12 protein-coding genes are annotated in these 23606 nt (G+C 52.6%); 7 read left to right on the top strand and 5 right to left on the bottom strand.

Features of this window, described 5'->3' with window-relative positions; translation table 11 throughout:
* Positions 1-49: 49 nt before the first annotated feature.
* From B0D95_RS10245 to B0D95_RS10230, 4 genes are all read left to right on the top strand, one after another.
* The gene (locus tag B0D95_RS10245) at positions 50-1531 is read left to right on the top strand and encodes an OmpA family protein (protein WP_078043817.1); all 1482 of its coding nucleotides are present in this window, start codon (positions 50-52) and stop codon (positions 1529-1531) included.
* A 218-nt stretch (positions 1532-1749) separates the two neighbouring features.
* On the top strand, positions 1750-3450 hold the full coding sequence (locus tag B0D95_RS10240; RefSeq protein WP_078043816.1) for an ATP-binding protein: 1701 nt from the start codon (positions 1750-1752) through the stop codon (positions 3448-3450).
* The gene (locus B0D95_RS10235; RefSeq protein WP_078043815.1) at positions 3447-4307 is read left to right on the top strand and encodes a response regulator; all 861 of its coding nucleotides are present in this window, start codon (positions 3447-3449) and stop codon (positions 4305-4307) included. Before B0D95_RS10240 ends, B0D95_RS10235 begins: the two co-directional genes overlap by 4 nt.
* Positions 4276-5076 carry a Crp/Fnr family transcriptional regulator gene (locus B0D95_RS10230; protein ID WP_246841771.1) on the top strand — a complete coding sequence of 267 codons (801 nt, stop codon included), beginning with the start codon at positions 4276-4278 and terminating at the stop codon, positions 5074-5076. Before B0D95_RS10235 ends, B0D95_RS10230 begins: the two co-directional genes overlap by 32 nt.
* A gap of 157 nt (positions 5077-5233) precedes the next feature.
* Here B0D95_RS10230 and B0D95_RS10225 read toward each other — a convergent pair whose 3' ends face one another.
* Positions 5234-6016, bottom strand: a complete 783-nt coding sequence (locus tag B0D95_RS10225) for an SDR family oxidoreductase (protein ID WP_078043814.1) — start codon at positions 6014-6016, stop codon at positions 5234-5236.
* 208 nt (positions 6017-6224) lie between these two features.
* Between B0D95_RS10225 and B0D95_RS10220 the strand changes: the two genes are divergently transcribed.
* Entirely contained in the window at positions 6225-7136 is a 912-nt protein-coding gene (locus B0D95_RS10220; RefSeq protein WP_078043813.1) for a LysR family transcriptional regulator, read from the top strand.
* 844 nt (positions 7137-7980) lie between these two features.
* Here B0D95_RS10220 and B0D95_RS10210 read toward each other — a convergent pair.
* The 4 genes from B0D95_RS10210 to B0D95_RS10190 form a co-directional block, all read right to left on the bottom strand.
* The gene (locus tag B0D95_RS10210) at positions 7981-8598 is read right to left on the bottom strand and encodes a hypothetical protein (RefSeq protein WP_078043811.1); all 618 of its coding nucleotides are present in this window, start codon (positions 8596-8598) and stop codon (positions 7981-7983) included.
* Between the two features lie 668 nt (positions 8599-9266).
* Positions 9267-10280: a hypothetical protein gene (locus B0D95_RS10200; protein ID WP_078043809.1), complete on the bottom strand. Its 1014-nt coding sequence runs from the start codon at positions 10278-10280 to the stop codon at positions 9267-9269.
* Between the two features lie 111 nt (positions 10281-10391).
* Positions 10392-10874: a hemerythrin domain-containing protein gene (locus B0D95_RS10195; RefSeq protein ID WP_078043808.1), complete on the bottom strand. Its 483-nt coding sequence runs from the start codon at positions 10872-10874 to the stop codon at positions 10392-10394.
* 40 nt (positions 10875-10914) lie between these two features.
* On the bottom strand, positions 10915-13008 hold the full coding sequence (locus tag B0D95_RS10190; RefSeq protein WP_078043807.1) for a catalase: 2094 nt from the start codon (positions 13006-13008) through the stop codon (positions 10915-10917).
* Positions 13009-13256: 248 nt separating this feature from the next.
* Here B0D95_RS10190 and B0D95_RS10185 point away from each other — a divergent pair, with 248 nt between their 5' ends.
* Both B0D95_RS10185 and B0D95_RS10180 read left to right on the top strand, forming a co-directional pair.
* Positions 13257-22187, top strand: a complete 8931-nt coding sequence (locus tag B0D95_RS10185; RefSeq protein WP_078043806.1) for a GH36-type glycosyl hydrolase domain-containing protein — start codon at positions 13257-13259, stop codon at positions 22185-22187.
* A 259-nt stretch (positions 22188-22446) separates the two neighbouring features.
* Complete coding sequence (locus B0D95_RS10180; RefSeq protein ID WP_246841770.1) at positions 22447-23541, top strand: Fic family protein; 1095 nt, start codon at positions 22447-22449, stop codon at positions 23539-23541.
* The last annotated feature ends 65 nt before the right edge of the window (positions 23542-23606 follow it).

Raw genomic sequence — 23606 nt, 5'->3', positions numbered from 1 at the left:
GCTGCGCACTCCGCGCAACAACGGACGGCATATCCTCCCGGAGTTATACATGAAACACACACCACAACATTTATCTACACAATGTCTCAAGCCAACTCGCCTTGCACTGGCTATTGGTTTGGTTGCCATGGTTGGCAGCCCGCTGTTGTTAGCGCAGGCCGACAACAAATACGACCTCACGTCTAATTGGTACGGTGGTTTAAACATCGGCCAAACACACGAAAGTATTAACGACGGTTTAATTGCCAACAATGAATTGGGTGGCGGTTTAACTTCTATTACCGATGATGATCGCGACAACGGCTTTAAAGTATTTGCCGGTTATCAACTGAATGATAATTTCGCGCTGGAAGGCGGTTATTTTGATTTGGGACAATTTGGATCGCGCGCCATAAAGGATCAAGTCGGCGCATTAAAAACCCGAACCAAAACGCGCGGCTTTAATATTGACTTGGTTGGCTCCTTGCCAATGACGGAAAAACTGTCGGCCTTTGCCCGTGCCGGTGCACACTACAGTGAATCAAAAGATCGCTTTCAAGGCAGCGGCGATGTCATTGTGACCGATGCGCACCGTCGTGATCGCGATGTGAATTTTAAATGGGGCGGCGGTTTGCAATATGACTTCACCCAACGCTTCGGAATGCGTTTGGAAGCAGAGCGTTATGCGATCAATGATGTCATGGGCAATAACGGCGCGATTAACCTTTATTCACTCGGCGCACTCTATCGCTTTGGTGAAAATAATGTTGCACCGGCCGTTGTATACGACGAGCCAGTAACCCGTCGCGATCAAATGCGCGATGAATATTGCACCACTCTGGATGTGCAATTTGATATCAACAATTCAGAAATTCAGCGCGAAGACTTGGAACAGTTAGCGGTTGTTGGCACCTTCCTGAAAAAATACCCGGATACCAAAGCGGTTATTGAAGGTCATACCGATAATGTTGGCACGCCGGAATCCAACATGGTGTTGTCGCGCAATCGTGCCGAGAGCGCCATGAACTATTTGGTACGCGATCAACGTGTTGCCAGTGCACGCATCAGTGCTGTCGGTTATGGCGATACTCGCCCCATTGCGGATAACGCCACAGAAGCGGGTAAGCGTGCTAACCGTCGTATTAACGCGATGATTTCTTGTGCGAACGATGTAGAAGGCCTGACACCTGCTGCTGCACGCGTCACCATGGGAATGTTAATTGAGTTTGATAACAACAGTGCTGCGGTTAAACCCCAGTACCACACTGAATTGTCCAAGGTTGGTAAATTCCTGAAAGAAAACAAAACGGTTACCGCCACAGTAGAAGGGCACACCGCGAATTTGCAAACCACGCCCGCACTGGCGCAAGAGATTTCGCTAAAACGTGCGCAAAATGTGGTGGATTACCTGGTGAAAAACGAAGGCATTGAGCGTTCACGTTTGAGTGCGGAAGGTTTTGGTAAAAACCGTCGTCACTCTTACAACACCAGTGCTGCCGGCCAGCAGGATAATCGCCGTGTGAATGTGATTTTTAGCTACCCGAAAAAATAAGGGTTTGATAGCACTCACGTAGTGATCAAAAAGTCAGCCTTGTGCTGGCTTTTTTTGTTTTATGTCGGGTCACCAGGGGCTTTATGTTGCGGCTATGTTCGCTAGCGTACAGACAGGGGCATAAAAAGTCATGATGATGAGCGGTTTTCTGGTGAGGGCAGTCTCTTTCATGCTTTTCCAGTGTGGCTTGATACTATTTATTGTTAGGGGATGCGTGGATGATTAATGCAGAAAACAGTGCGTCGCCCCAGGGGAATCCACGCAATGTGGAGTGTGTAACAGAGGTGGCGCGGCAGCAGGCGTTATTAAAAACCGGCGCCTTGCAAAATGCGATTTTGACCAGTGCCAACTTTTCCATTATTGCCACCGATGAAAAGGGCATTATTCAACTATTCAATATCGGTGCCGAGCGTACCTTGGGATATTCCGCCGCCGATATTGTCAATAAAATTTCCCCCTGTGATATTCACGATCCGGAAGAAGAACTGGCACGCGCGCAAGCCTTGAGCCTGGAGTTGGGCGCGGCTATTAATCCGGGGTTTGATGCCTTGTCCTATAAGGCGTCGCGCGGCATCGAGGATATTTACGATCTCACCTATATCTGCAAAGACGGCAGCCGTTTTCCGGCGATAGTTTCGATAACGGCGCTGCGCGATGATGAAAATAATTTAATCGGCTATTTGCTGATTGGCACCGACAGTTCGCAGCGCAAACAGGCTGAGTTAAAGTTGAATCAGGCTATGGCGATTGCGGAAAAAGCCAACCTCGCCAAATCTGATTTTCTCTCCAGCATGAGCCATGAATTGCGCACACCGTTGAGTGCGATTTTAGGTTTTGCACAATTAATTGAATCGGGTAATCCTCCACCGACCGCCACGCAAAAACGCAGCATCGATCAGATTCTGCAAGCGGGCTGGTATCTGCTGGAATTGATTAATGAAATTCTCGATCTCGCCTTGATTGAATCGGGCAAATTATCGCTGTCGCTTGAGCCTATGGGCTTGGCAGATGTAATGCTGGAGTGTGCGGCCATGATTGAGCCTCAAGCCCATAAGCGCGGCATCCATGTCACTTTTCCCCCCCTGGGCATGCGCTACTTTGTAAAGGCAGATCGCACTCGCGTTAAACAGGTACTGATTAATTTGCTGTCCAACGCAATCAAATACAACAGTGTTGGTGGCAGTGTCAAAGTAACTTGCGAGGAGCGCATACCAGGGCGCATTCGCATCTCCGTAGAGGATGCCGGTTCAGGCCTGGCACCGGAACAAATTGAACAATTATTCCAGCCGTTTAATCGCCTTGGGCAGGAGGCCAATGCGGAAGAGGGCACCGGCATAGGTTTGGTAATGACCAAACGGTTAGTTGAGTTAATGGGTGGTGCAATTGGTTTGGACAGTGTTGTCGGTCAGGGCTGCGTATTCTGGGTGGAAATGGATTTAACCAATACCCGCGTGCAGGATGTGGGCGAAGTCAGTGATGAACCAACAAAAATTTATCGCCAAACCAATGAAGAGCAGCACTTGTTGTTATATGTGGAAGACAACCCTGCCAATTTGATGCTAGTGGAAGATCTGATTGCCCGCCGCCCCGATATTAAATTAATCACCGCGCGCGATGGCTTGGAAGGTGTTGCGCTAGCGCGCAGTGCGCTGCCCGATATGATTTTGATGGATATTAATTTGCCTGGTATCAGCGGTATTACTGCACTGCTTATTCTCGCCAAAGACCCTACAACCAAACATATTCCGATTGTGGCGTTGAGCGCTAATGCCATGCCGCGCGATATAGCCAAGGGCTTGGAGGCGGGCTTTTTTCGTTATCTCACCAAGCCCATTAAAGTGAATGAATTTATGGATACGCTCGACCTCACGCTCAAATATGCCGCTGCCCATCCGGCACAACCAGAGCAAGCGCTATGATGCTGACACAGGGCGATTTGCTGAAAGCAAACATTTTGATCGTGGATGACCAGCTCACCAATGTGCAATTGCTGGAGCAATTGTTGAGCGAAGCTGGCTATAAAAACCTGACATCTACACTCAACCCAACCGAGGTGTGTGCACTGCATCGTCAACATCAGTACGATTTAATCCTGTTGGATTTGCAGATGCCAGCGATGGATGGTTTTCAAGTGATGGAAGCACTGAAAACCAATATTATCGACGGCTATTTGCCCGTGATTGTTCTCACGGCGCAGCCCGCGCATAAAGTACGCGCACTGCAAGCCGGGGCGAAAGATTTTATTAGTAAGCCCTTTGATTTAATTGAAGTGAAAACACGCATCAACAATATGTTGGAAGTGCGATTGTTGTATAAAAAATTGGAAGATTACAGCAAATTACTGGAAGCCAAAGTGGCCGAACGCACCGCAGAATTGCGCGAGAGCGAAGCGCGCTTTCGCAGCCTGACTGAACTGGCATCGGACTGGTACTGGGAGCAGGATGAAACGGGTCGCTTCACTAAAGTGTCCGGCCCGGTATTGGATATGCTAGGTATTCGTGTCGATAGCCTGGATGGCAGCGCCCATAACACTGATGACGACGGCTGGGATGCTGCCGAACGTGCGCAATTGCATGCAGCAATTGAAGCGCGCCAACCCTTTATTGATTTTGCTTTTAGCCGTACCTATACCGATGGCTCGCAGCAACATTACCGTGTGAGTGGTGAACCCATGTTCGATCAATCTTGCCGTTTTATTGGCTATCGCGGCATAGGTGTTGAATGCAAACAAATGGTGTACAGCAATGCCGCTATCAACAATACCGCGAGTTGTTAAGATGGATGTAGTCACACCTGCCTTGGTGCAGAAACCAAAAGGGTCATCGATGTCGATTGCAGAATCCCAGCAGCGCCCGATGTTAAATCATTTATTAGCGGCATTGCCCTGTGCGCAACTCGACGCCTTTGCGACGCATTTGGAATTAGTGCCATTGCGTTTGGGCGATATGCTTTACGAGCCCAACACCCAATTACAACACGCCTATTTTCCCACCAGCGCCATTGTCTCTTTGCACTATGTCACCACCTCGGGTGCTTCGGTGGAAATTTCCGGTGTAGGCAATGAAGGTATGGTGGGTATTTCGCTATTTACGGGCGGTAATACCACGCCTAGCTCTGCCATGGTTCACACCAGTGGTTATGCCTATCGCTTGGAGCGCTCGCTGTTAAAAACCGAGTTTGTCCGCAATCTTGCATTGCAACAATTATTGTTACGCTACACCCAGGCGCTTATCACCCAGGTTTCCCAAACCGCTGCGTGCAACCGCCATCATTCAGTCGAACAACAACTCAGCCGCTGGCTATTGCTCACACTGGATCGCATTACCTCCGGTGAATTTATACTCACACAAGAATTAGTCGCCAACATGCTCGGCGTACGCCGCGAAAGCGTGACAGCAGCGGCGGCGAGCTTGCAGGAAAATGGTTGCATCAGCTACCGTCGCGGACATATCTCGGTGCTCAACCGCAAAAGTCTGGAGAGCTATGCTTGCGAATGCTATGCCGTAGTGCGCAAGGAAATGCAGCGGTTGTTGGGTGCTAGCTGATAGAGTTTTTATTTGTTAAGTATTTCGACAGATATTCTTTCGGAACATCATGAAATTCGGCCAGGGCACGAGAGCTTAGGCGCTTACCTTTTAGAACTCGGATGGGAGTGCGGCAAGCCATAGGGCTCGCCGCCACTCATCTTCTTCCGACTGTTGGTTATAGGGTGGGAACTGTGCCGCCGTCGATCCTATATTCTGTCCCTGTGATCGACGCGGATCGCGGGGACGCAAGGAAGGCGATTAAATCAGCAACCTCATTTGGTTTGGCTGGTCGACCTACTGGGATTCCTCCGAGCCAATCCATAACGATTTTCTTGCCGCCCTCGTAATCCGTTCCTGCCTCTGCTGCCATCCGCTCCGCGAAGGCTACGGAAGCTTCGGTCTCAATCCATCCCGGCGCAACGCTCAGCACACGAACTCCCTTTGGCGTTACCTCTCTTGCCAACGACTTACTGTACGTAGTGAGGGCACCCTTGGCTGCGGCGTAGGCGGTAGTGGATTCGGGCAGAGGCAGCACACGCTGGATGGAGCTGACGTGGATGATGACCCCCGAGCCTTGAGTCAACATCGTTGGCAGTAGTGCACGATCCAAGCGTACGGCGGGCATCAAGTTCAGATTCAGCTCGGCGAACCAATGCTCATCGCTGATCGCCGCGAAACCGCCTCCGGGTGTATTGGAGCCCCCAAGCACGTTGATCAAGATGTCGACGCCGCCCCACTTTTGCAGGATGGCCTGAGCAAAGTGATTCACGCCTTCTGCTGTTGATAGATCAGCAGCTACATAGGTCACTCCTTCTACTGGCTGCGCAGGCAAAGTGCGTGCGGATGTCGCCACTCTAGCACCGGCCTCCACAAGGGTTTTCACAACCGCAGCGCCAAGGCCCAGGGTGCCGCCGGTAACTACAGCCCGAAGGCCATTCAAATGAAGGTTGAAGCTCATACCCTTATCTCCAGGCTTGTGGTGTGAAACAACGAGCGTCGTCGGGGGCTCGCGTGTCTGCCACGAAATACGCGGCAATCGGATCGGGGAGAGTTAGTGCAGACATTGTGAACTCCTTGGTTGGGTGGGTGAGTTCACAGAATGCGTTCTGGCATTAGTTTAGTGAATACCATAGAATCGAAATGGAGTATGAAGAGAAGAGTGCATAATGCGTGGATCTGATTTTGCTGAGCTAAAGGCTTTTGTGGCTGTCGTGGAGCGTCAGAGTTTTGCCCGAGCAGCAGAGCATCTGGGGCTATCGCCTTCGGCTCTCAGCCAGACCATCCGACAGCTCGAAGGTCGCGTCGGCGCACGTCTTCTAAACCGTACTACTCGAAGTGTTGCACCATCGGCAAGTGGCGAGTTGCTATACAACCGCATAGCGCCGCTGTTTCGAGAGATGGCGGCGGCCATCGCTGAAGCCAGTGAGGCAACAGGACAGATGAGCGGCACGCTTCGCATCAATACACTGGGGATCGCCGCGAGAACTATCATTGCGCCCCGACTTTCCCGCTTCCATCAAGCCTATCCTGATGTTGTCCTCGACATAGTGGTCGACGACTCGCTGGCTGATATTGTTACTGGCCGATTTGACGCGGGCATCCGCGTGGGCGGACAGCTCGAGAAAGACATGGTTGCCATCCGCCTCACGCCAGACCTGAACATGATTGCTGTAGCGTCCCCGGACTACCTCGCGCGCCGAGGAACACCCAAGTCACCTGCCGAGTTGCATGATCATGCCTGTATCAACTGGCGGCTCCAGATGGATGGTAGGTATTATCGCTGGGAGTTCAATAAAAAAGGGCAACGGCTGGAGGTGGCAGTAGACGGCCCCATCGTGACTAATCATGCTGACATCGGCGTTGCTGCTGCACTAAACGGGCTCGGCATCGCTTATCACTTTGAGCGAGATGGTGTGGGTGAACTTTTGGCCCAGGGACGTTTGGTCCAGGTCCTCGCGGACTGGTCGATTTCGCGCCCGGGGTTGTTTCTCTACTATCCGAGCAGACAGCATCGACCAGCCCTCCTGGGTGCGTTCATCGACTGTCTTTTGGATAGAAAACCGTTCGATTTGCTTTAGGCTCTATGGTTGCTCTCCAGGCCAGATTTAACAAAAATTAAAAGGCTGCTACGCCCAAGGCTTTCTTGTGCAGCCGTGATCGGCCAATTGCGGGCGGGATGCTCAGTGAGCGAAAGTGATGATTTTGATGTCGTATTTGCCTGTTTTTGCCACAGTCGCTTGTTATGAAAATGTTTTTAGGGCGCACTAGTCGTAAATTCGATAGCCTCGCGCATTTGTTATGTCGGGGATTTCTATTTTTATAGTTCCATTCCTATCCAAGGTGAAACTAACAGACTCACTTTTTGTTCCTTGTTCGTTAAAGTCAGAACAACCTTTGTCGATGTAGTATTCATAGCTATAGTTTAGAATAAAACAATTATCATATTTGTGCGTAATGCTTTCAATTTCCGGATCTTCGTATGTTGCTGCCCTCTGATCAATATGAGAAAGATCCGCAATTAATGAATATTTAAAATCGGAAAGCTGATTTGATATAAATTCTCTCAGCTCGTCACAAAGAGAAGGGAAGCTTTCATTTCCTTCAACTTCCCTAAATTGAATAATTTCAGTTGGTATAATCCCCTCATAACGCCGTGTACAACGGCAGTTTTTAAGTTGTGGATTTGTGGGTTACTTTTGCGCAGCAAAACCACAAAGCCGCGACTTAAAAACTGTCCAGCGCACGAGTTGATACACTTTGTTAGGCTTGTTGCCACCTTGTATAAAAGCAGCTCAGTGTAACCTTGCATGCTGGAAAATATTAGCCAAGCTGCCCATACGAGCCACAAAGCTAATTAGACTCCCAAATACCAGCAGGCTTTAGCCCGTCCCAGTGAGTGCAGCGAACGATTTGAGCCAGTTGTTAGGCCGTTTCGATTTTGCCATGCTCAAACACGCCCTCATAATTTATCTCGTTACTACCATTAATTATGCTGTAAAAGCGATTTCCAGCGAGATCCCGGTATGTCAAACAAAATAGCGCATGGTTAGTACCTGTAATGCGTTCTATTAGGGAAGAGAACCCCGGCAATCTTTTTTTGAACCCGGCTGAATCGACTTCTATATGTGCATTGAAACAGTATGAGTCGATTCCAGGCGCCATGATACCTGGCACTGCGCTATCGGCAGTGACCCTCATGGTTTTTCCGTCCCAAATAATTAAAGCTGTGTTTAGTGCAGGACCGTATCCTTTATTTTTTACGGTGCAAAATTGGGCTCCTGCATCAAAAATGAGTATTGGGCGGTACGAGAGAGTATTGTTTTCGACGGCTGCTTTACGGAGGCAATATGTTTCGTATGTGTAGTAAGCCACAACAAGAAGTGTTGCCAGTAAAACAAGGTTATTTAAGACTTGCCAGAAATTTGACCAAATAGGTGATGTCATTGTCGAGGCATCTGGTCCTAGGCATTTGGCAATTACGAATGAAATACCAACCAATGAGATTAAGACAACAAATAGCAATATGCCAAATTTCTTCATAGCGACTCCAATAAGCCTAACATTTGTATGCCGCGCATGCATGTTTTCTAATTTCTGATTTTTTGTAAAAAACCTTTCTAAGCAATTGATTCAAATAAAAAATCAGCTCAGTTGCGTTAATCAACAGCTGGTGAAAAACGAGCATGCGAATTATTTACCTTGCGGGGGCAGGATATATGCCCGGGCGCACACGCTAAGCTGTTGACTATAAAGGATTTGTTTTTATCTGGGTAGTGCTTTTGAGCATGGTAAAGAATGTAAATGAGCATTCAAGTGCTGGTGGGTTGTGTAACAGATCTTCGCCATCAATGTAATTACCGCCCATTACATATTCCCGATTATGAAGAATCAGCGCCCTTTGCAATTCAATGATCGCCAGTTGACAGCCAGCCTGGTGCCAAGTGGTCAAGCCTATTTGAATCATGTCTGCGAATGGGTGAGCCAGAGGGTGGAGGAGTGCTACCTGAAAAAGCGTCATCATTGTTGAGGGCGGTTTGCGCCTGATAAAGATGGTTTGTTGAGTAATAAAAAATGGCCCTAAAGTGATTCACTTTAGGGCCATTTTTTTATCGCTTAGGTGAGTATGGCGATGAGGATGATAATGGGGATTGGAATACCGAGCATGAAAAGTAATATTGAACGCATGTTTTTCTCCGTAAAAAATAATGTTAATTAAGATCGCGTTGGCGTCCGCCGTATACGGCCATCAAGCTGGCGATAAACGCACCGCTTAATAATGAAATAAACAACCAGAGCGAGGCGTAGGCTGATAGTTCGCGTGCTTTGTCTGCGGCGGCGAGTGCAGCGGTTTCGGCTTCGTCTAATTTTTGTCTTAGCAGGGTGAAGTTATCGGTTACGTGTTTTTCGGCGGTTGGTTGATCTATGCCTGTTTCTTGCGCTACCAGTTGCCCTGCATATTTCACGTCTTGTTGTGGAAGGGAATCAGTCGCTATGGCATACACAAATATGCGCATGAGTTCAGCTTTGGGTGAGTCCTTGTGCATGGCGGGCATGTTGTTACTGGTTTGTGGTGCCGGTTCGCTGGTGAGTGACCCATCGACCGAATTTTCCATAGCGAGCGGTTGTTGCCGGGAATGGGTTGCAGCAGCGTTCGGTTGTTTGCGAAGCAGGTCGTCCAGTATATAGGTGAGTGTGGTGTTGCTGTCACTCTTGTCTGTCATGAGTGCGGCTGAAACGCCGCTTGCAGCAATACCGGCTGCGCTGCCAGCAATGGCGCCACTGGTTTTAATACCGCTGCCCATAATGCCGCTAATGACGGAGGTGAGTAAGGCGGCGGTGCCCAGTGTGGCAACGGCCCAGGATAAAAAGCCGTGTGCCGTATCGCGGAAGTATACTTCGTCGTTGGGTGTGTTAATCCAGCGCGTTCTCATGCGCCCGGCGATGTAACCGCCAATCGCAGAGGCCACCAGCGAAATTAAGGTGATGCCGACAATACTCGACACCCCAAAACTCGTGCTGCTAATGCCTTCGCTTGACCAGGGCGACACCAGTGTTAAGCCAAAACCGGTGCCGAGTAATAATAAAATGAGCGATAGTGCGGCAGACGCGACAGCGCCAGCAAAAACTGCACACCAGGCAACGACGCTGTCGTTTTCTGGCTGAGTGCTAATGACACCATCGCGATAATTATGCTCCGGGCGTTGTGCAAATTGTGTATCCATTTCAAGCTCCAGTCGGGTGTCAGGCTGCCACCCTGTAAGTTTTTGTGTATCAGGTTTGAAGTAAGGCATGCACTGATTTTTATCAGTGGCGTTTTATATGCCAACGTAAAATTAGGGTTTGAACAATAATTGCTCCTTGCGCTGGAGTAATTGCTCGCCCAGTGCATACATATCCAATTTGCTGGCTTTGGCCTTGGGAAATATTTCGTTCTGCTCTTCTTTTACGTGGTGTTTTACGTATTCAGACAATACTTTTACTTTAGCGTCATAGAGGTCATCACTTGGTTCTCCGTCCTCTATTTGTGCGATTAATTCTTTCAGCGTTGCATGTTCAACAATGGCCTCCGGGATTAATTCCTTGTCTTTTAATGCTGCCCGCACTTGCGGGTAAAAAATTTCTTCTTCAAGTTGTGCATGCACGGTGAGTTCAGTGCAAATTTGCGACACTATAGATTTCTTTTTGGTGGATGACTTGGCCGTTTCATACTGTTCAAACAGCATGCTTACCAGTTTGTGATCGGCTTTGAGTAAGGCAATGGCCTCTTGTGCTTTGGGTTTGTTGTCAGTAACGGGATTTTTTTGTGCAGTAGCCATAATTTTTCTCCAATAAAACACAGGTTGGTGGATAAGGTCTTTATCCGGTGAGTAGATTTTTTTCGCGCTCAAACGAGCGATGCCCCGCCAGCGCCGTTTTGAATTGCGTAAGCGAATCGGCTTGTATTGTTTCTTGATCAACCATGAGTTCTGGATCAACTGTGCCGTCAGAAAATCGCGAAGGAATTCCTGCTGCCGCTAAGATGCTATCGCTGGCGATGGCATAAATAGGTTTGCAATGGCGATATTGTTGCCGCACAAAATCAATTGCATCGATATTATGTTTAAGCTGTTCATCCGCCTGGATGACGATCATTCCGTCGTAGAGCACCGGGGCGCTTGCCTCCAGCGTGGTGTCAATATCCAGGGTGCTGCCATCCGCCGTTTTCAGGTTGCCGAGGCGCGAACTGATTAAGGTCGGCACAGCGCCGCTGTTGCGCAAATCTTCTGCGAGCGCCGCAACTGTGTGATGGTCAACACCATTGCTGATTAAAATTGCTACCTGACGAGTGGCTATACCGGTTGTACCTGGGTGCGATAACAGCGAGAGCGCGGGTGAGATGGGATAAGACGGAATGGGTGCAGTGGAGGCGAGCGGCATAGGTGGCGGCACGGCTATGCCCAAACCCTTGGCAACAGATTCGGCTAATTGCCCATCGACATTAACCAGCAGCGACAATACGCGCACGCGAATAGCGAGTGTTTGCACGCGCGTCAGTTCAAAACGAAAAGCGCTGATAATGTGGGTTTGCTCTGCCGGCGATTGGCTTTGCCAAAATAAACGCGCTTGTGAATAGTGATCGGAAAATAATTCCGGGCTGCCGCGCACTTTATCGGCGGCAATGGGTTCAGGATAACTTTTGTAACCCGACATGGCCGTTTGAAATGGGCAGCCTCCGGCCAGTGAATTGGGTTCGTAATTAACACGGCCCGAATGGATCTCATGGCGATGCATACCATCGCGCTGATTGTTATGCACCGGCGCTAAAGGTTTGTTGATGGGAATCTCATGAAAATTAGCACCGCCCAAGCGGCTAATTTGGGTATCTATGTACGAGTGAATGCGGCCTTGTAAAAGCGGGTCGTTGGAGAAATCAATGCCGGGCACAACGTGGGCAGTACAAAATGCCACTTGTTCGGTTTCAGCAAAAAAATTATCCGGGTTGCGATTCAACACCATTTTGCCCACCGGGGTAATGGGCACCAATTCTTCTGGTACCAGTTTGGTGGGGTCGAGTACATCAAACGAAAAACTATTGGCGGTTTCTTCGGTAAAGATTTGCAGGCCTAATTCGTATTCGGGAAAGGCTTCTGCTGCAATGGCCTCCCATAAATCGCGGCGATGAAAATCCGGATCGGCGCCGATAATTTTTGCCGCTTCATCCCACACCAATGAGTGAGTGCCTGCCATGGGGGTCCAGTGAAATTTGCAAAACACGGATAGGCCTTGCGCATTCACCAGCCGAAATGTGTGTACACCAAAGCCTTGCATGGTGCGATAGCTACGCGGAATGGCGCGGTCCGACATTTGCCACAGCAGCATGTGGGTGGATTCCGGCATAAGCGAAACAAAATCCCAAAAGGTATCGTGTGCGCTGGATGCTTGTGGAATCGCATTGTGCGGTTCTGCTTTAACGGCGTGGACTAAATCGGGAAATTTCATCGCATCCTGAATAAAAAACACCGGGATGTTATTGCCGACTAAATCCCAGTTGCCTTCATCGGTATAAAATTTCACGGCAAATCCGCGCACATCGCGCACGGTATCTGCCGAACCGCGTTCGCCCGCGACGGTAGAAAAACGCGCAAATACCGGCGTGCATTTTCCATCTTCACTAAACGGCGCGGCCATGGTGAGTTCGCTTAAGGCTTTGTAGCATTCAAAATAACCATGGGCGGCCGAACCGCGCGCATGCACCACACGTTCGGGAATTCGCTCGTGGTCAAAATGCGTTATTTTTTCGCGCAGAATAAAATCTTCCAGCGCAGTTGGCCCGCGCAAACCGATTTTTAATGAGTGTTGATTGTCGGCAATTTTCACTCCCTGATTTGTCGTTAAAGGTTGGTTGTTGTTATCTACATGTGCCGCTTGAATGGCGGGCAGTGGTGTCGGGGTTTGGTCGTGGTGCTTCATTGCATTCTCCTTGGTGTGATTCAGCGAATGATGAAGAGGGTGACCCCATCCATGATGGATCTCTGTGCGCTAGGCAACCTGAATGCCGTTAATTTGGAGGAATTTTGTGTTGTGCTCTACGCAGGGCAAGGTGTGTTACGGGAAATGTAAAAAATAACAGTAATTGCGCACTAAAGATCGCTAGCGAACAGACAACCCCATGCAATTTGTTCAGGCTTGTTGGAACCATCTTTTCCAAGGCTTTCATTATGCTGAACACGCGCTGGGGTAAAACCTTGTCCCTGTCTTTTTTGTCTCGTTTTTCTGTGGGTAATAGTTTGCGTTTGTGGCGCCGGGGGATTTATGACCGGCGCGCACAGCGGCCGGAGGATCTTAATCCGCTGCGGGCGGAGTTATTCAGCGCTGACCAAATGGAGCATTTTGGGCGAGTGCTGGCGAGTGAACATAGCTTGAGTAGCGTGCGCACGCGCGACCGTTTGTTAACGCGGTTGGATGATAACGAGCAGGTGTTGTTACGCGCCTGCGCGCTGTTGACCGAGGCGATAAAAGCCCGTTCACGCATTGCGCCAGCGGGTGAGTGGCTGCTCGATAATTTTTATATGATCGAAGAGCAAATTCGCACGGCCAGGCGTCATCTCCCTAAAAATTACAGCCGCGAGTTACCGCGTTTGGCCAGTGGCCAGTCGGCGGGTTTGCCGCGCGTGTACGATTTGGCGCTGTCTGCCATTTCCCATGGTGATGGCCGTATTGATGCTGAAATGCTGAGCCGTTTTGTGGCGGCTTATCAAACCATTACACCGCTGACCCTCGGTGAGCTCTGGGCGATTCCCATTATGTTGCGCTTGGCGCTGATTGAGAATTTGCGCCGTGTGAGTTTGCGCATTACCACTGCGCGTGCCTATTTGAATCAGGCGCGCGAATGGGCGAGCCAGATGGTGGAGGTGGCGGAGAGTGATCCGAAAAATCTAATCATTGTGATCGCCGATATGGCGCGTTCTAACCCGCCCATGGTGAGCGCGTTTATCGCTGAATTAGTGCGCCGTTTACAAGGCCTCGGCCCGGCGTTGGCATTGCCATTGACCTGGATTGAACAGCGGCTCGCCGAAGAGAGTTTGACCATTGAACAAATGGTGCATGCCGAAAACCAGCAGCAGGCGGTGGATCAGGTTTCTATTAGCAATAGCATCGGCAGCTTGCGGTTTTTAGGCGCTTACGATTGGCGCGTGTTTGTGGAAACCATGAGCATTGTCGAGCAGATCTTGCGCGAGGACCGGGACGATGGGGCGAATTATGCCAATGCCTATGGGCAGATGGATTTTGCCACGCGCGATGAATACCGCCATGTGATTGATCGCTTGGCCAAACAAAGTGAGTTGGCAGAAGCCGAAGTGGCGAGAGCCGCCATACTGCTGGCGCAACAGGGTGGCGCGACCGGGTGCAGCCAGCATGTGGGCTATTACCTGATTGATGACGGCCTGCCGCAATTGGAACAGCGTGTGGCAGCGCGGGTGCCTTTGATCGTGCGCCTGCGCCGCCGGATTGCCGGTGCAGGGTTGTCCTTATACCTCGGGGCGATTGCGATCCTGGTTGCGAGCGCAAGCCTGAGCTTACTCAGCCTTGCGCAGGGGGCGGATATTGGCCCTTGGCAATGGGGCTTGCTGGCAATGTTGGCGCTCCTGGCGACTGCGCCACTGGCTTCCACCCTGGTGAATTGGGTGGTGACTCTGGGGGTATTGCCCAAGCGCTTGCCGCGCCTGGATTTTGCCAGCGGTATTCCCCCTGAATTGGCCACGCTGGTGGTGGTGCCCTGCCTGCTTACCCATCAGCGCGGGATTGATGATTTGCTGGAAGCCCTTGAGGTTCGCTTTTTGGGTAACCGCGATGCGCATATTTATTTTGCACTGTTGACGGATTTGGGCGATGCCCCCCACGAGACCTTGCCCGGCGATAACGCTTTGTTACTACATGCCTGTGAGGGTATCGCACGGCTCAATACAGCCTATCCGCCCGATGCCAGACCGGATGGTGAGGCCTCCGGTGCCGGGGGCGACTACCCCACCGCGAATCGCTTTTTCCTGTTTCATCGCCCGCGCTTGTGGAACCCTTGTGCCCATTGCTGGATGGGCCACGAGCGCAAACGCGGCAAGCTGGCAGATTTAAACCAGCTGCTGCGCGAGGGGCAGGGCTATTCTGATGCCTTTTCGCTGATTGTGGGCGATATAGCTGCACTGCCCAAATTGCGTTATGTGATCACGCTGGATACGGACACCCAACTCCCGCGCGATGCCGCCCGCCAGTTTGTCGGCACCATGGCGCACCCGCTCAATCGCCCGGTATACGACCCGGAACGACACCTCATCCGCCGTGGTTACGGCATTTTGCAACCGCGTATGGCGGCGGGACTGTCTGCGGCCAATCGTTCGCGTTATGTGCAACTTTATGGTGGCGAGTCGGGCATTGACCCTTACACCCGTTCGGTATCGGACGTATATCAGGATCTGTTTGGTGAGGGATCGTTTATCGGCAAGGGGATTTATGACCTGGATGCCTTTGAGCAAGTATTGGGCGGACGCTTTCCTGACAACCGTATCCTCAGCCATGACTTGCTGGAAGGTTGCTATGCGCGCGCCGGGCTGCTGAGCGATGTCCACCTTTATGAAGATGCGCCCGTCCGCTACTCGTTGGATGTGAGTCGGCGCGAGCGCTGGATTCGCGGCGATTGGCAAATCGCCCGCTGGCTGTGGCCGGGGGTGCCGGGTGCTAATGGGCAGCGGTTGGTGAATCCATTGTCTCTGCTATCGCGCTGGAAAATCGCCGATAACCTGTTGCGCAGCCTGGCACCGGTGGCGCTGCTGTTGCTGCTGTTAATCGGCTGGGTACTGCTGCCTGCGCCCTTGGCGTGGACCCTGGCTGTACTCGGGTTTATCGCTTTGCCACCCATACTGACCACCGCATTGGATACCTTGCGTAAACCCGATGAAGTCTTCCTGCGCCAGCATTTGGCGGCGGTGAGCGTTATCGCCGGGCGGCACCTGATACAGACGCTATTCCGCATTAGCTGCTTGCCCCATGAAGCAAGCTATAGCCTGACGGCGATTCTGCGCAGCTTGTGGCGCCTGTGGTTTGCGCCCGCGCGGTTGTTGGAATGGCGCGCTTCCGCCGAGCTGGAGCAAGGCGCTGCCGGTGGTTTGTCGGCGAGTTGGCGCCTGTTGTGGTCGTCACCAGTGATTGCCCTGATAACGGCGGCTGCCTTGGCCTTTTTGCAGCCTGCGGCCCTGATTGTCGCGCTGCCGCTGTTGGGATTGTGGCTTGTTGCCCCGCTGGGAGCCTGGTGGCTGGGCCTGCCGCTGGTGCGCAGCGAGACGAGTTTATCACCGCAGCAAACACTGTTTTTACGCCGGATCGCCCGCAAAACATGGGCTTATTTTGAGCGCTTTGTGGTGGCGGAAGACAACTGGTTGCCACCCGATAATTTTCAGGAGAATCCCGGCCCGGTGATTGCGCACCGCACCTCGCCCACTAACATGGGGCTGGCGCTGCTGGGCAACTTATCGGCCTATGATTTTGGTTTTATCTCCGCCGATGTACTGCTTGAGCGCACCGCCAATACCTTTGGCAGTATGGACAAGCTGGAGCGCTATCGCGGCCATTTCTTTAATTGGTACGACACCCTCAGTTTGCAGCCGCTGCCGCCGCGCTACATTTCGGCGGTGGATAGTGGCAACCTCGCGGGCCATTTACTCACCCTGCGCGCAGGGTTAATCGCCTTGCCGGAGCAGGCAATCCCGGCGGCGCGGGTATTTGAAGGCCTGCGCGATACATTGCTGGTGCTCAGCGATAGCCTGCAGGCCGCCCGTCTGCAAGATGAACTGCCCGCCGTGATTCAGGATGCCATTATCCGCCTGCGCAGCCTGCTCACCGGCGCCTGTATGCAGGATTACCGTAGCCGTACCGCGAGTGTTCCCGGTGTGTTGCACTGCCTGACAGCGGTGAATGAAGCGGCCATCATCATTAACACCTGGCTGGCCGCCCAACCGGGGATAACCCTGGCGGTGAGTGGTGAGTTGCTCAGCGACAGGATGGGCTCATCCTTCGCGGACAATGGCAACCTGGCGGACGAAGCCAAACACTGGGGACAAGCGTTGGCGCAACAGAGCGGCTCTGCCCGCGATGAACTGTTGTTCTTCGCACCCTGGTTAGTATTCCGTGCTACCCCTGCGGCATTGACCGGGTTTATGGCCAGCCTCGCGCCCTTTGCTGAGCTCAATGCCATTCCCACCTTGAAGGGGCTGGCAGGTTACAGCGAGACACTGGTACCGCTGTTGGATGAACAATTGCTGCGTCCCGGCACTCCCGCCGAGCGTGAATGGCTGCTGGAATTGCGTGGTTTGATCAACGCGGCCAGCGCCCGTGCCAGCGAACGTATTGCCCGTTGTGTGGACTTGGCTGCACAGGCCAATCACTTTGCCGCGATGGACTATGACTTCCTCTACGACCGCACCCGTCACCTGATTGCGGTGGGTTACAACCTCGACGATTATCGCCGCGACAACAGCTTTTACGACCTGCTCGCCTCGGAAGCGCGCCTGTGTAATTTCGTTGCTATTGCCCAGGGCCAGGTGCCGCAAGAGAGCTGGTTCGCTCTGGGGCGTTTGCGCACCATGGCCGAGGGCGAGCCGGTATTGGTGTCCTGGAGCGGCTCCATGTTTGAGTATTTGATGCCAATGCTGGTGATGCCCAGTTATGAAGGCACCTTACTCGACCAAACCTGCCACGCGGCGGTGTGTCGCCAGATCGCCTACGGCAAACAGCGCGGCCTGCCTTGGGGCGTATCAGAATCGGGTTACTACACCTTTGATGCCAGCCTGAATTACCAATATCACGCCTTTGGGGTGCCCGGTTTGGGCTTTAAGCGCGGCTTGGCGGAGGATGCGGTGATCTCCCCTTATGCTTCTGTGTTGGCCTTGATGGTGGCACCCGAAGCGGCCTGTGAAAATCTGGAGCGGTTGGCCAGCGCCGGAGTAGAAGGGCGGTTCGGCTTTTATGAAGCGGTGGACTATACCGACTCGCGTTTGGCGCGCGGCCAGACCAGTGCACTGGTGCAATCCTTTATGGTTCACCACCAGGGCATGAGTTTGCTGGCGCTGGCGCACCTGCTGCTGGATCGCCCCATGCAGCGCCGGTTTGCCGCCGACCCCTTGTTTCAGGCCACCTTGTTGCTGTTGCAGGAACGCATTCCCAAGTCCTCGGTGCTGCATACCCATGTGGCCGAACACGCCGATGGTGCCGCTCTTTTTGATCAGGTCGAAACCGCCAGTTACGCGCCTCTGGAAGCCGATACACCCACGCCGGAAGTGCAACTGCTATCCAACGGTCGCTATCAGGTGATGATCACCAACGCGGGTGGCGGCTACAGCCGCTGGAAAGATCTGGCGGTCACCCGCTGGCGCGAAGATGCAACGCGCGACAACTGGGGCATGTTTGTCTACTTGCGTGATGCGACGACCAATGATTTCTGGTCGGCAAGCCATCAACCCACGCTCAAGCGCGCTGATAATTACGAGGCGATGTTCTCCGAAGGTCGCGCCGAATTCCGCCGCCGCGACCACGACATCGAGACCTATACCGAGTTGGTCGTCTCCCCTGAGGACGACATAGAGCTGCGCCGTCTGCGCATCACCAATCGCTCGTCGCGCACCCGCACGCTGGAACTCACCAGCTATGCCGAAGTGGTGCTGGCGTTACCGGCGGCCGATGCGACCCAAACCGCCTTTGGCAATTTGTTTGTGCAGACGGAAATCCTCCCTGAGCGACGGGCGTTACTGTGCACCCGCCGCCCGCGTTCGGTGGGTGAGCACACGCCCTGGATGTTCCATTTGTTATCCACTAATGGCAGTCCGGTGGATCAGCTTTCCTATGAAACTGATCGCCTGCGCTTCACCGGCCGTGGCCGTACCTTGATGGCACCGCAAGCTGTTACTGACGGCGGCGAGCTTTCGGGTAGCCAAGGCTCGGTGCTCGACCCGATTGTCGCCATCCGCTGCCGCATAACGCTCGAAGCGGGGCAGGTGGCGACGCTCGATCTGGTGAGCGGCACCGCCGACACCCGCGACGCCTGTATGGCATTGGTAAGCCGCTATCAGGATCGTCATTTGGCTGATCGGGTATTTGACCTTGCTGCTACTCACAGCGGCGTCACCCTGCGGCAGATTAATGCGAGTGAGGCCGATGCGCAGATTTATCGCCGCCTGGCCAGCAGTGTGCTCTACGCCCATTCCGCCCTGCGCGCCGAAGCGAGTGTGTTGATCCAGAACCGGCGCGGCCAGTCCGGTTTGTGGGGTTACGCCATCTCCGGCGACCTGCCGATTGTGCTGCTTAAAGTTGCCACCAGTGAGCACATCGAACTGGCGCGGCAGTTGATCCAATGCCACGCCTATTGGCGCCTGAAAGGCTTGTCGGTCGATCTGGTGATCTGGAATGAAGACCACATAGGCTATCGCCAGCGGTTGCAAGACCAGATTATGGGGTTGATCGCCACCGGCAGCGAAAGCCATGCGATTGATCGCCCCGGTGGGATTTTTGTGCGCTCGGGTGAGCAGATTTCCCATGAAGACCGTATTCTGCTGCAGTCTGTGGCACGGGCGATTATCGACGGCAACAAAGGCAGTCTGGCGGAGCAAGTCAGCTGGCACGGGCTGGCCGAGAAGAAGGTCGCGCGCCTTATGCCTAACCGCAAACGCACACCTGAGGCCAATCTGCCCCTGAGAATCGCACCGCGCGCCGACCTGATTCTCACCAACCCTCTGGGCGGTTTTACGCCTGATGGCCGCGAATACATCATCACCACGACGCGGGCGCAAATGACGCCTTTGCCTTGGGTCAACGTCATCGCCAACCCGGGTTTCGGCACAGTGATTTCCGAGAGTGGCCTGGCCTACACCTGGAGTGAAAACGCCCACGAATTCCGCTTAACGCCTTGGTGTGACGACCCGGTCGGCAGTGCTGGCGGCGAAGCCTTTTACCTGCGCGATGAAGACACTGGCCATGTCTGGTCGCCCACGCCCTTGCCGAAACCCGGTCAGGCGCCTTATGTCACGCGCCATGGGTTTGGTTACAGCGTGTTTGAACACACGGACGATAGTGTCTGCTCGCAGCTCTGGGTCTATGTGGATCTGGAAGAGTCGGTCAAATTCTCGGTGCTCAAGGTCACCAATCTATCTGCGCGCAGGCGGCGCTTATCGGCAACGGGATATGTGGAGTGGGTGCTGGGCGATTTGCGCACCAAATCCGCCTTGCATACCGTCACCGAAATTGATTCTGCCAGCGGCGCACTTTTCGCGCGCAATGCCTACAACAGCGAATTTGGCGGGCGCGCCTGCTTTTTTGATGTGGACGATAACGCCCGTACCCTCACCGGCGACCGCACCGAATTCCTCGGCCGCAATGGCTCGCTCGGCAATCCGGATGCACTCACCCGCACGCGTCTCTCTGGTCGTTTGGGCGCGGGGCTTGACCCTTGTGGCGCCATTCAAGTCCCGTTTGAGTTGGATGAAGGTGAGTCGCGCGAGATTATTTTCCGTCTCGGCGCCGGGCAGGATATTGAGCAGGCACGTGCGCTGGCGCAGCGTATGCGCCATCTGGGATCGGCGCGCGCCGCCCTCGCCAAGGTGCATGAATACTGGACGCGCACCCTCGGCGCTGTGCAAGTCAAAACGCCTGATCCCGCCTTCAACGTGCTCGCCAACGGCTGGCTGCTCTACCAAACCCTCGCTTGTCGCCTCTGGGCGCGCAGCGGTTACTATCAATCCGGCGGCGCCTACGGTTATCGCGATCAATTGCAAGACACCATGGCGCTCGCCCACAGCCAACCGGGCATGATGCGCGCGCAATTATTGCGTGCCGCCCAGCGCCAATATCACGAGGGTGATGTGCAACATTGGTGGCATCCACCGCAAGGGCGCGGCGTGCGCACCCGCTGTTCGGACGATTATCTCTGGTTGCCGCTGGTTACCTGCCACTATGTGCAAACCACTGGCGATACCGGCGTGCTCGACGAACAATTGCACTACCTCACTGGGCGTTTGCTCAATGAGGACGAGGAATCCTATTACGACTTGCCGGGGCAGAGCAGCGACACCGCCAGTCTCTATGAACATTGCCAGCGCGCCATCGAACACGGTCTACGCTTTGGCGAGCGCGGCCTGCCGCTGATGGGTTCGGGCGATTGGAATGACGGCATGAATCTGGTAGGCATCCACGGCAAAGGCGAGAGCGTCTGGCTCGGTTTTATGCTCTACAAAGTGCTGCTTGCCTTCGCCAAAATCGCGCATCAACGCCACGACCTGGTCTTTGCCGATCGCTGCCTGCATGAAGCCAAGCTGCTGCAACAGAATATCGACCAGTACGCCTGGGACGGCGCCTGGTTCCGTCGCGCCTGGTTCGACGACGGCGTCGCGCTGGGTTCAGCGATCAACGATGAGTGTCGCATTGATTCCATCGCCCAAAGCTGGTCGGTACTATCAGGCGCAGGCGATCCCATGCGCGCGCGCCAGGCCATGGCCTCGCTCGACAAGCATTTGGTGCGCCGCGATCAGGGCATTATCCAACTGCTCGATCCGCCCTTCGATAAATCCGCCATGAACCCCGGCTATATAAAAGGTTATGTACCGGGCGTGCGCGAAAATGGCGGTCAATACACCCACGCCGCCATCTGGGCGACCATGGCCTTCGCCGAACTGGGTGATAGTCAGCGCGCCTGGGAACTCTTCAACATCATCAATCCAGTAAATCATGGGAACAGTGCTGCTGCAGTCGCGCTCTACAAAGCCGAACCCTATGTCGTCGCTGCCGACGTCTACGCCATCGCTCCCCACACCGGGCGCGGCGGCTGGAGTTGGTACACGGGTTCGGCGGGTTGGTTGTATCGCCTGATGGTGGAATCGCTACTCGGCATCACTCGCCAAGGCAACGAACTGCATATCAAACCCTGCCTTCCCAAAGACTGGCCGGGTTACGCGGTGGATTATCGCTTTGGCAATACGCTTTATCGTATTGAAGTCATTCAACGTGATGGGGGTGAAGGCAATATCTTGCTCGATGGTATTGTGTTGCAAGGTGCGGGAATTCCCTTGGTGGATGATGGGCGGGAGCGGGCAGTAAAAGTTAGTGTTGCGGTGTAGATTAGTGTGGTTGGGTTTCTATTTTATGTAGATACTTTTGAAGATAGGTGAAAGAGTGTATTCAACTTGCTGACAGGGTTGTTTACAGATAAAAATTTATCTTCTTTCTTCTAAATGTTTGACTCTATTAATCTTTTTTGAGTAGATTGCAGATGTCGCGGTAACACCATTACAGATAATTAATGCTATGCCTATATTTAATCACCATGACTTAAAGTTGCCCAACCTAGCGTTTGAGTCTCCATTGGTTGACGTATCAATGGAACTTGAGCATTTGCGCCGTTTACAGTTGCGCGGCTCTACACCCGCCCTTTTGTTTTTACAGCTTAAGCGCATCTTTCATATGCTGGAGAGTTTGGGTTCTGCCCGTATTGAGGGCAACCACACGACCCTAGCCGATTATGTTGAAAGTAAGCTGGACGGTGCCAATGAGCACTCGGATCATTTACGTGAAATGGAAAACATTGAGCTGGCGATGGCATTTGTAGAGGAATCCATCGAAAAAGACACCAATTTAACTGAACACTTTATTCGCCAGTTACATGCCATGACGGTAGATAACTTGGAGCGAGAAGGTGATCGTACCCCTGGTGTCTACCGCGCGGGCTCTGTGCGCATATCACAGTCAGAGCATATGCCACCAGATGCAGTACAAGTACCATCCTATATGCAGGAATTAGTGGCATTTATAAATGAGCCGCATGCACCTAAATATGACCTGATTAAAGTGGCTCTGGCTCATCATCGTTTCGGTTGGATTCACCCCTTCGGTAATGGTAATGGCCGCGTGGTGCGACTGCTTACTTATGCCTTGCTGATTAAGTATGGTTTTAATGTGCAAGCTGGTGGGCGTGTGCTGAATCCGACTGCTGTATTTTGCAATGATAGGGATAAGTATTATTCCATGCTTGCTCGTGCTGATTCAGGTTCACCAGAGGGGCAAGAGGCTTGGTGTACCTATGTATTAACGGGTATTTTAGATGAGCTGAAAAAGGTTGATCAGCTAACTGATTTTGCTTATTTGCGTAACAAAATTCTCACACCTGCATTGGCTTATGCAAAACAACGCGCGCTTATTACCGCGCAAGAGGAAAGCATATTGCACATAGCGGCCAAAATGGGCATTGCAAAAGCGGGTGATTTGGCAGAAGCAATGCCACATTTGACTGCGACTCAGCGTACGTATCAAATTAAAAAGTTAGTTGAGCGGAAAATGCTACAACCTGTAAGCGATGGTGCTCGTCAATATACTTTCGGTTTCAGTAATAACTACTTAATGCGTGGTGTCATCAGAGCCTTGTCTGCTGAAGGTTTTATTCCAGAAACCCTAAATGAAAAAAAAAATAGCAGTTAACATATTCCCTAATCCTTCCTCTATCGCCAACCTCTCTGTACGTCACCGCACTGACGGCGGTATTA

Origin of the sequence: Cellvibrio sp. PSBB023, from assembly GCF_002007605.1 — a bacterium.
In the GTDB taxonomy this organism is placed as follows: Bacteria; Pseudomonadota; Gammaproteobacteria; order Pseudomonadales; family Cellvibrionaceae; genus Cellvibrio.
This window is presented reverse-complemented; position numbering and strand designations above follow the sequence as displayed.